At 67.9% G+C, this 8,648-nt stretch carries 8 protein-coding genes and 2 pseudogenes; 7 read left to right on the forward strand and 3 right to left on the reverse strand.

Features of this window, described 5'->3' with window-relative positions; all coding sequences use genetic code 11:
- Positions 1 to 595, forward strand: a pseudogene (locus AAHZ94_RS22835) (LiaF domain-containing protein); the annotation flags it as partial.
- 91 nt (positions 596 to 686) lie between these two features.
- Here AAHZ94_RS22835 and AAHZ94_RS22840 read toward each other — a convergent pair.
- Positions 687 to 1,853 (reverse strand): helix-turn-helix domain-containing protein, encoded by a 1,167-nt coding sequence (locus tag AAHZ94_RS22840; RefSeq protein WP_349994853.1) that lies wholly within the window; start codon positions 1,851 to 1,853, stop codon positions 687 to 689.
- A 147-nt stretch (positions 1,854 to 2,000) separates the two neighbouring features.
- Here AAHZ94_RS22840 and AAHZ94_RS22845 point away from each other — a divergent pair, with 147 nt between their 5' ends.
- From AAHZ94_RS22845 to AAHZ94_RS22855, 3 genes are read left to right on the forward strand one after another with little or no spacing between them, the layout of a single operon-like run.
- The gene (locus AAHZ94_RS22845; RefSeq protein WP_349994854.1) at positions 2,001 to 2,201 is read left to right on the forward strand and encodes a hypothetical protein; all 201 of its coding nucleotides are present in this window, start codon (positions 2,001 to 2,003) and stop codon (positions 2,199 to 2,201) included.
- On the forward strand, positions 2,201 to 2,515 hold the full coding sequence (locus tag AAHZ94_RS22850) for a hypothetical protein (protein WP_349994855.1): 315 nt from the start codon (positions 2,201 to 2,203) through the stop codon (positions 2,513 to 2,515). Before AAHZ94_RS22845 ends, AAHZ94_RS22850 begins: the two co-directional genes overlap by 1 nt.
- Positions 2,512 to 3,015: an NUDIX hydrolase gene (locus AAHZ94_RS22855; RefSeq protein WP_349994856.1), complete on the forward strand. Its 504-nt coding sequence runs from the start codon at positions 2,512 to 2,514 to the stop codon at positions 3,013 to 3,015. The genes AAHZ94_RS22850 and AAHZ94_RS22855 overlap by 4 nt, the downstream gene beginning before the upstream one ends.
- Before the next feature lie 308 nt (positions 3,016 to 3,323).
- Here the strand turns inward: AAHZ94_RS22855 and AAHZ94_RS22860 are convergent, their stop codons facing one another.
- Complete coding sequence (locus AAHZ94_RS22860) at positions 3,324 to 4,118, reverse strand: phosphotransferase (protein ID WP_349994857.1); 795 nt, start codon at positions 4,116 to 4,118, stop codon at positions 3,324 to 3,326.
- A 2-nt stretch (positions 4,119 to 4,120) separates the two neighbouring features.
- The gene (locus AAHZ94_RS22865) at positions 4,121 to 5,062 is read right to left on the reverse strand and encodes a radical SAM/SPASM domain-containing protein (RefSeq protein ID WP_502964746.1); all 942 of its coding nucleotides are present in this window, start codon (positions 5,060 to 5,062) and stop codon (positions 4,121 to 4,123) included.
- A gap of 301 nt (positions 5,063 to 5,363) precedes the next feature.
- Here AAHZ94_RS22865 and AAHZ94_RS22870 point away from each other — a divergent pair.
- From AAHZ94_RS22870 to AAHZ94_RS22880, 3 genes and pseudogenes are all read left to right on the forward strand, one after another.
- A pseudogene (locus tag AAHZ94_RS22870) lies at positions 5,364 to 6,116 on the forward strand (DUF6879 family protein).
- A 12-nt stretch (positions 6,117 to 6,128) separates the two neighbouring features.
- Entirely contained in the window at positions 6,129 to 6,974 is an 846-nt protein-coding gene (locus AAHZ94_RS22875; protein WP_349994858.1) for a helix-turn-helix domain-containing protein, read from the forward strand.
- Positions 6,975 to 7,241: 267 nt separating this feature from the next.
- A partial coding sequence (locus tag AAHZ94_RS22880; protein WP_349994859.1) for a metallophosphoesterase occupies positions 7,242 to 8,648 on the forward strand: 1,407 nt, incomplete at its 3' end.

Here is an 8,648-nt window from a genome sequence, read left to right on the forward strand (position 1 = left end):
GATCGGCGCCCCCGCCACGTCGCGCTGGGGCGTCGGCGTACTCGGCGGCTTCCAGCGCGCCGGCCGCTGGGTCATGCCGCGCGCCTTCACCTCGGTCGTCGTCATGGGCGGCGGCGAGATCGACCTGCGCGAGGCGAGGTTCGAGGACCGGGACGTGGTCGTACGGTGCTTCGCGCTGATGGGCGGCGTCTCCGTGCTCGTACCGCCCGACGTCGAAGTCAACGTGACCGGCATCGGCATCATGGGCGGCTTCGACCAGAAGGCGACCGGCGACGGCGCCCCGGGCGCACCGCGGGTGACCGTCACGGGCCTGGCGATCTGGGGCGGCGTGGGCGTGGAACGCAAGCGCCGCAAGGTGGACATCCAACGCGAGAAGGACGCCCGCCGCGAGGCGAAGGCGGAGCGCAAGCGCCTCCGCAAGGAGCGCGAGGCGGGCCACCTGGAGCCCGGCGGCCCGGCGGCTGGCCTCCCGGGGTCTGGCCATCCGGCGTCTGGCCATCCGGCATCTGGCCGTCCGGCCCTGGACCGCGGCGACTTGGACCGTACGGAGCGGGAGCGGCGCGTGGAGCGCGAGCGGGGCGAAGGGGTGGAGTAGGGCGGCCCTCTCAGTGAGGTCATTTCGCCGGTAGCTGGCTATCCGGTATCCGCTATGGGGTCCGCCCATGTCGTGGGGTTCGGCCGGTTGTTCAGTCGAGTGCGAGGGGGTCGTTGTTGACGAGTGTGCCCAGGTGTTCCAGGGCGTGGGCCGTATTGGGGGGAGCTGTCGGGAGGCTTTTGCGTACGGTTTTTGACAGTAGGTTTCGGGTGCGGGTGGATGCGGTTTCGCTGGCCGTGCTGTGGAGGCCGATGGCGAGTTCTTCGGCTTCTGGCCAGGCTCCGGTGTGGAGGAGGGAGCCGAGGAGGCGGGCGGCGCTGATGCTCCGGTAGCCGACCGTTGCCGAGCCCGTGGGTTGCAGGGCGCGTTGGAGGTGGGGGGCGGCTTCGCGGTGGCGGCCGGCTGCCCAGAGGGCGAAGCCGTGTTGTCCGTCGAGTTCTTGGTGGGTCACCCACCACGCCCATGCTGGTTCGTCGTCGCGCACTCCGTCGTCCAGGAGGGTCTTTGCCCGGTTGAGGGCTTGTGCGCCGCCTGCCGCGTCGCCGGTGCCGAAGCGTCCCTGGGCTTCGCGTGCGAGGAACATCGCTCGTACGCGTGGTGACAGCCGCCGGGTGAGTGCTCCGTCGGCCGTGGCGAGTGCGGTGCGAAAGTGTCCCCGCCATTCCGCGACCATGGCGATGTTCTGGAGGATCAGCAGTTCCATGGATCGGTCGCCGCTGGCCCGGGCCAGATGGAGGGCGGCTTCGTTGTAGCGTTCTGCCGCGTCGTGTTGTTCGGCGTCGAAGAGGGCCCAGCCGGCTACTTCGGCCAATTCCGCGGCGGCGGCGCGGATGTCTCGTTCGTACGCCGTGGCGTAGTCGCCGTTCTTCAGTCGGGTGTGAATGACCTTGAAGGCGTGGGCGGCGGTGGTGGCAATGGGCATTCCGCCGCCCTCGTTGTCGAGCGTCACCAGTCGCTGGGAGGTTTCCCGAATGGCGCGGGCCAATTCGGCGCCTCGTACGTCGCTTATGCGCAAGGTGGTGGCGAGCGCGGATTCGGGTGCGCTGGGTGCTGCTGCGAGCAGTGACACGAGTTCGCCGTCGGCTCGCAGGAACCGGTCCAGTGCTCCGGCGAGGGTTTGTGACGGTGCCTGTTTGCCGGCCAACACCCGGGTCAGATAGGCGGGGTCGTAGCTCATCGCCCGGGACGCGGCCCTGATCGAAAGCCCCCGGTCGTGCAGCATCTGCTGAGTGCGCCGAACGAAATCCCGACTCCCCATGCGGCCTCATGGTAGCGGCGGCCAGTCATCAGTCAGTCATCGCGGGATCACTGTCCGTGGGAAGCCGGACGGGTGAGAGTGGTGGCTGGATGGTCACACTCGGTGGTCATCGACTCCGTGAGGGTTTGGACCATGGGAGAACACCTGATGACTCTTCGCGTCTATCGCCGCCGCCCCGGCGAGACCGGCTCGCCCGATCCTGCTTCCGAGGCCGTCACGGTGACCTCCGTCGACAGCGAACAGGCATGTGGCGACGCCCTCCGTGTTGCGGTCACCGGCGCCTGGCCGCCCTGCCGCTGCCCGCAACACCGCAACCAGCCCAACAAGACGCTGACCGGGGGCGCCTGATGGACGGCACCCACCGTGTCCTGCTCATGGGCACCCCCCTCCGCTTCTTCCTCAGCTTCGGCGAGGACGGCACCTGGGCTCCCGTGACGGACGTCGAGTTCCACCGCGCGTACCAGGAGTCGATGTTCGACCCGGACGCGTTGCGCAGCAACGTCCTGTGCCCCAACCGGCATCGCGCGGAGTACGAGACCGTCGAGGGTTGGTGCTGGTCGGACGGCCGGGCCGCGTACGGGCTCATGACCCTCGATGACCGGGTGCCGCAAGCCTGCGTCGGGCTGCGAGCCCTCGCCCACGGAAGTGGGGCCGCCGCATGAAGCTCGTGCATCCCGTGAGCGGCAGCGAATCCGTCAACCCACCTCGCGAAGTGTGGGTCTTCCTCCTCATCCGCTGCCCGGTGGAGAACCCCAAGTACTTCGCGCCCATGGGCATGTGGCCGCGCGTGCTTCAAGTCGTACGGGATGGCTGGAGCTGCCCGCCCGGGGTCATCGTGCAACCAGGGGAGTCGATCCACGGCGCCGCCCACCGCGCCGCCGGTGCGCTCGGTATCAAGTTGCCCAAGGCAGCCGCCCTGCTCGCCGTCGATCAGCAACCCGCCATCGACGGCGAGCAGGATGAGGAAATCGCCTTCGTCTTCGACGGCGGCAGCGCGGCTGAGGACGCGTTCGCCGACCTGCCCCGCGACGAGCTCCACCTCGAATGGTCAGCCGTCGAGGACCTCGAACGCATTGCCCTCGTCCATGCTCTCCGCACTCGACTCCTCGCCGTCGAGCCACCCGTACTCGTCGAAGGGATGCCGATCGCCGAACCCGACTAGGAGCACACGAAGTAGGCGGCCGGGCGGGCACGCCCGGCGCGCCGCCGCGCGTTCGTGAGTGGACCCGGGACGCCGACACCGGACTGTGGGAACCGGTCTCCGACCCGTGGACACAATGCATGTGGCCACGGCGGGGACGAGCCGCCATCAGCGCGGTTCCACGTCGCTGCCCAGGCTAGACAACCGCCCCACCCACATGAAGCACGGGCGCCTACGTCCTTGGCTGACACGTGTAGACCAGATTTGGCGTGACCTGCGGGAACGCGTAGCGCCCCCGGTGGCTGGAACCCCGCCGGGGGCGCTGTTGCCTACCCGAGTCCTCGGTATTGCGTCCACTCCTCGGCCGCCGCGAGCATCGCGGTCAGCCACGTTTCACCGGGCTGGCCCTCTGCTCGCGTGGCCCACATCCGGCGAGTGGCGCGTGCGAAGGCATCCAGGGCCGCGGGGGCTGCCTTGGCCCAGCCTTCGCATTGAGTGGCCCAGGTCTCAGCCTGCGCGGGCGTGTGGCCTGCGGAGATGAGTTGCATGACCGTGCTTGCCGGGTCAATGAACCCGGCTCCCAGCGTGGGCCAGGACCAGTCCACGAGCCACGAGCGCCCGTCACCGACGATGATGTTGCTGGGGTGGATATCCGTGTGCAGGAGCGTCCCGCCGCGGAAGAGCTGCGCCGTCTCTGGGTCGGTGAAGCGATCCCACCGGCTCTCCGTCCACGTCTGCGCCACCTTGGGCGCAGGCAGCTCGCGAAGGCCGTTGATCAGCGCAGTTACCTCCGACAGGTCTGGCGAGCCGGGATTGAAGTCCGCTCGGCGCCCGGAGACGACTTCATATCCGAGGGCGATCCAGTCATCGTTTTCCACTTCCCACACGAGTGCCGGCGCGATCGGGCGCACGGTGGAGGCGATGGCCCGCTCGCGGAGGATCGAGCTGCGCCGGCCGCCCTGCCGGTTACGCATGGCCTTCACGAAGAACGGCCCCTGCTCGCACTCGACCACGGCTGTCAGGTCCGAATCAAAGCCTCTCTGGGTGCGGTCTACGGACGTGAGGTTTCCCGTGAACGGGTGAATGAGTGACCAGAGCTCTGGGTCGGGAAGGTTCTCTTGCACGCTCAATTCCTCGGGTGACATGAGCTGCCCGGAAAACCGGGAGTGCACTCTTCGTTGGGCTCGCAGCCAGGGTCGCACCTGTCGGGGTCGCACTTCTTACCGCTGGTTGTACGTTGGACATTTAGCCGCGCGTTGGCCATCGCCGGGCCGCCAAGGATATCGGCCAGCCCCGCGGTACGGACGTTCCCCACGCTCATCCAATCGGCGGAGAACACGCAGGGCGACACGTTGCCGTTGGGGTCGATGGCCGCTTTACCGTTCCCGCACTGGCCGCACAGCTCGGAAGCGTCAGGGGCTTGCCCCTGTGCCCCACGGCCAAAGGGCCTTACGTGGTCCACTCCGACCCGCGTGATACCCAACTCCGCTAGCTCTTGCTTGGCCTGCTTGACGCGCTGCCCCTCAGCGGTCGCGACGATGCCGGCGCGAAGGGGGATGCCAAGTTCCAGGGCCTTGACGATGTTGGCGCGCGTTCGCTGGAAGCTGGGGCGCCCCGTGATGGCCTGGTGTTCGTCGGCCCGGTCCGAGTACCACGAGGTGGCCAGCGAAGCCCCCACACGCTGGAGCTGCTCCCACCAAGCGTTAGAGACGTGCACCAGGTTGCTGTAGACCTCGACGGCCAGGCCCCGCGTCAGTGCCCGGTCCGCGATGACCAGGGCGTCAGGGTGCAACGTCGGTTCACCGCCGATGAGTTGAATGCTGCGCACGCCCAGCGATGTGGCCTGCTCGATGACGCGTAACCAGCTCTCCCGGGTCATGTCCCCGTGGGTCCCGTTCGCTCCCGAGGAGTTGTAGCAGTGGGCGCAGTTGAGTTGGCACCGCCTCGTGAGGTCGAGCCAAAGGAACTTCGTAGGCCGTGTGGCCTGGCTCATCGCCGGACCTTCGATGATCGCTGTCACTTGTCCTCCACAGTTCGTAGCTGCTCTTGCTCTCCGGCGCGGTGCCATATCCGGTGTGACGCCCGGGGCCCCTTCCCATCTCCGCAGCGCAAGGACCGGCGATGTGGGGCATCACGTGGCGTCACCCCCGCTGGCCTGGTGGGTTTTTGGGGCGGGGAGGGGGCCAGGGACGCCATGGCTCGGACGCTAGAACGGTGGAGCCGGCGGGCGGTACGCTGTTTTCTCGGTTTTTCTCCCGTGCCGGCTCGGCAAGCTCGATTTTTCGCGCGAAGGTGCGCGGAACCCATGGCTCGACGGTCCTCAGTCAGGCAATGCTGGGGGTGATCGACCTCCGACGAAAGGACGAGTCATGGCCCGACGGCTGCGCTTCAACGGCACGGGGAGCGGTGAAGGTAGCTGCCCTGCTGTCCATGAAGATCTCGACACTGGCGAGGTCATCGTTCACGGGCCGCGCCTCACGGACCCAGAAGACCTCGCGCAGCTCCAGCACATCGACGAGGGCGAGATCCCGATCGTGATGCCACGAAACACGCTGATCGACTTCGGCCCGAAGGACCGCGACGCCGAACCGCGCATCTTCACCCCGGAACAGTTTGCTCGCCTCTTCGAGAACTTCCAGCACAGCGCGTGGCACCTGGAGATGCGTAAGCGATATGCGGTCGATGAGGCCACGGACACGTACGCCCAGTTCGCAAGGGGCGAGACGCCGACATGGGACCTGGATACCCCGTGAGGCCGGGGCATCCAAGCCAAGACAGCCGATGGCGCGTACGTCGGCCGGGTGCGGATCGTGGACAACCCGCCGACCGAGGGGCAGCGGTACCTACTCGTACACGCTGAGAAGAACGCTGCGCTGGGCGAGGACGTGCGCAACATGTGGCGCGAGGACGCGAAGCGCGTCAACCTGCCTGACGAAGACTTCTGGATCTTCGACTCGCACATTGTCGCCGTCTGTATCTTCGACAGCGACGACAACCTGACCGGCGCCGAATTGGTCACGGAACCGGCGCGCGTCAATCAGTACAACCGTCTACGAGACGTGGCCCAGCACCACGCCACTCCGTTCCGGAAGTTCGTCGCGGAGTTGGCTGCAAGGGAGTAAGCAGGTGTGCCGGTGAGCACGGATTTCCAGCAGGCTCGTGAAGCGCTCGGAGTTCGACTGCGGGAGCTTCGGTTGTCTTGCCCTGATGGTCGGCTCACCGGCACAGCCCTGGCATGCAAGCTTGGCTGGCCCAACTCCAAGGTTTCGAAACTGGAGTTGGGCAAACAGACAGCTACCTCGGAAGACCTACAACAGTGGGCCATAGCATGTGGACAAGCTGCGTCATACGACGAGCTTCAAGGTAGGTTGTCCGGGTTCGAGTCCCACATCCGCTCATGGCGTCGCCAACTTACTTCCGGGCACAAGCCCGTCCAGGACGCCCACAACGACGCGCAGGCGAAGTCGAAGGTGTTGCGGGCTTGGGAGTCTTCGTGGGTTGTAGGTGTCCTCCAGACCCCCGACTACGCGCGTGCTGTACTGACCCGGTCTGTCGAGTTGCATCGCTCTCCCCGGGATATCGAGGCGGCCGTACGGGCTCGAATAAAGCGGCAAGAGCTTCTGTACAGCGGGAGTAGGCAATACCACGTCATCCTGTGGGAACCGGTGCTGCGGTCGCTGGTCTGCTCGCCATCCGTTCTCGCCAGTCAGCTCGACCGCCTTTCCGGGGTCGTCGGTATGGACACGGTGGAGCTTGGGATCGTCCCGCTCGCTTCCCCGCTCAAGATCCCGCCTGGTTTGGGGTTCTGGATCTACGACGACCGCCAGGTGGTCACCGAAACTTGGCATGCAGAGCTGTGGCTTGACGACGCCGAACAGGTCGCCCTTCACCTTCGGGTGTGGAGCACCTTGCGTGAGGCCGCCGTGTACGGGCCAGACGCACACAACCTCATCAGCTCGGCTCGCCGCTCCCTCGGCTAACGAGGCTGCTTTCCCCCGGTTTGCCCCGTGCCGACCCCCTCCGCCACGGCCTGGCGGTCGACCACGCCACCAGCCAGTGAACAGCAGGGCCCACGCTTCGTACGCGAGCGCCTAGCGGAGACAAGCCCTGGAACGGGCGCCGGCTCCCCACCTCCGCGGCTGGCCCCCCCGCATCGAGTGTTCACGCACCGGTTCTGCCTGGTTCCGCTGGAGCGGCTTTCCTGCCCCGGACACACTCCGTTGACCAGGGAAGGCCGAGGCCACTCCATGTTTGCTCGACTGAGATCCCGCCGAAAACGACCGCTCGGCGTCGCCGTGGCGCTCGGCGTCACCGTGGCCCTCGCGGCTCCTGCCGCCGCCGTCGCGCCCGCCGCCGCGGATGAGGCCGCCCCGGGCGGCGGCGACGCCGTCCCCGTACAGCTCCTGTCGATCACCGACCTGCACGGGTACTTCGCCGACAACAAGCAGTCCGTCCCCGGGGCCCACGCGGGGCAGCCGGGGCAGACGGTCGGCGGCGGCGCCTACCTCGCCGCGCACCTCAAGCAGTTGCGCGAGAAGGCCGGGCTGCCCGCGAAGAACTCGATCCTCTTCGCCAACGGCGACGACTACTCGGGCTGGCCGAACGAGGCCGCGCTGTTCTGGAACGAGTCGACGATCGAGTTCGAGAACTACCTCGGCGTCCAGTTCTCCACCATCGGCAACCACGAGCTGGACCGCGGCCTCAACTTCTTCCGGCACATGGAAGACGGCACCTGCCCGCCCAAGCTGCTCGGCGGCGACCTGTGCTTCACCGATTCGACGGGCAAGAAGTTCCGCGGCTCGGACGCCAAGCACTACTCCGCCAACGTCTTCGACGGCCGGGGCGCCCTCATCTCCAAGCCGTACCACGTCGAACAGGTCGATGACGGGCGCGGCGGGACGATCCCCGTCGGGTTCATCCACACCACCACCGAGACCGCCATCGAGCAGGGGCTCTCCTACTACGCCCCGAACCAGTTGCGCGTGACGTCGGAGACCGCCGCGATCAACAAGTACGCGGCCCGGCTCCAGGCGCAGGGCGTCCGCTCGATCGTCGCCGTCATGCACGAGGGCTTCACCCAGCGCGGCGGCTACGACGAGTGCACCGACCCGTCCGGGCCGATCGTCGACATGAACAAGGAGATCAGCCCGGCCGTCGACGCCATCGTCACCGGCCACTGGCACGCCACCACCAACTGCTCGCTCCCCGACCCGGCCGGCAACCCGCGCCCGATCGTGGAAGCCGCCAACCACGGCCGGCTGATCAGCGAGATCAACCTCCAGATCGACCGCGGGACCGGTGACGTACTGCGCGACCGCACCGTCGCCAGGAACGTCCCCAACACCAAGGACATCGCCCCCGACCCGGGCGCCCAGAAGATCGCCAAGTACTGGCAGGACAAGGTCCCGGCGCGCCGGGCCGAGACCATCGGGCAGATCACGGGCGACCTGACGCGGGCGACCAGGGACCCCGAGGGCGAGTCCAGCATGGGCACCGTGCTGGCCGACTCCTTCCGTTGGGCCGGGCAGCGCGACGCCGGGCAGCGCGACCGCGGGCAGCGGTGGCCGGGCCCCCCCCCCCCCCCCCCCCACGGCCGGCCCCCCCCCCCCCCCCGGCGCCGCGCCCCCCCCCCCCCCCCCGCCCGGGCCCCCCCC

It is taken from the genome of Streptomyces sp. HSW2009, from assembly GCF_040240285.1.
Taxonomy (GTDB): Bacteria; Actinomycetota; Actinomycetes; order Streptomycetales; family Streptomycetaceae; genus Streptomyces.

Bases quoted from the DNA above. Each gene is read 5' to 3' on its own strand.
- AAHZ94_RS22840 (WP_349994853.1), bottom strand. From the start codon at position 1,853: ATGGGGAGTCGGGATTTCGTTCGGCGCACTCAGCAGATGCTGCACGAC.
- AAHZ94_RS22865 (WP_502964746.1), bottom strand. From the start codon at position 5,062: ATGGCACCGCGCCGGAGAGCAAGAGCAGCTACGAACTGTGGAGGACAA.
- AAHZ94_RS22850 (WP_349994855.1), top strand. From the start codon at position 2,201: ATGGACGGCACCCACCGTGTCCTGCTCATGGGCACCCCCCTCCGCTTC.
- AAHZ94_RS22845 (WP_349994854.1), top strand. From the start codon at position 2,001: ATGACTCTTCGCGTCTATCGCCGCCGCCCCGGCGAGACCGGCTCGCCC.
- AAHZ94_RS22855 (WP_349994856.1), top strand. From the start codon at position 2,512: ATGAAGCTCGTGCATCCCGTGAGCGGCAGCGAATCCGTCAACCCACCT.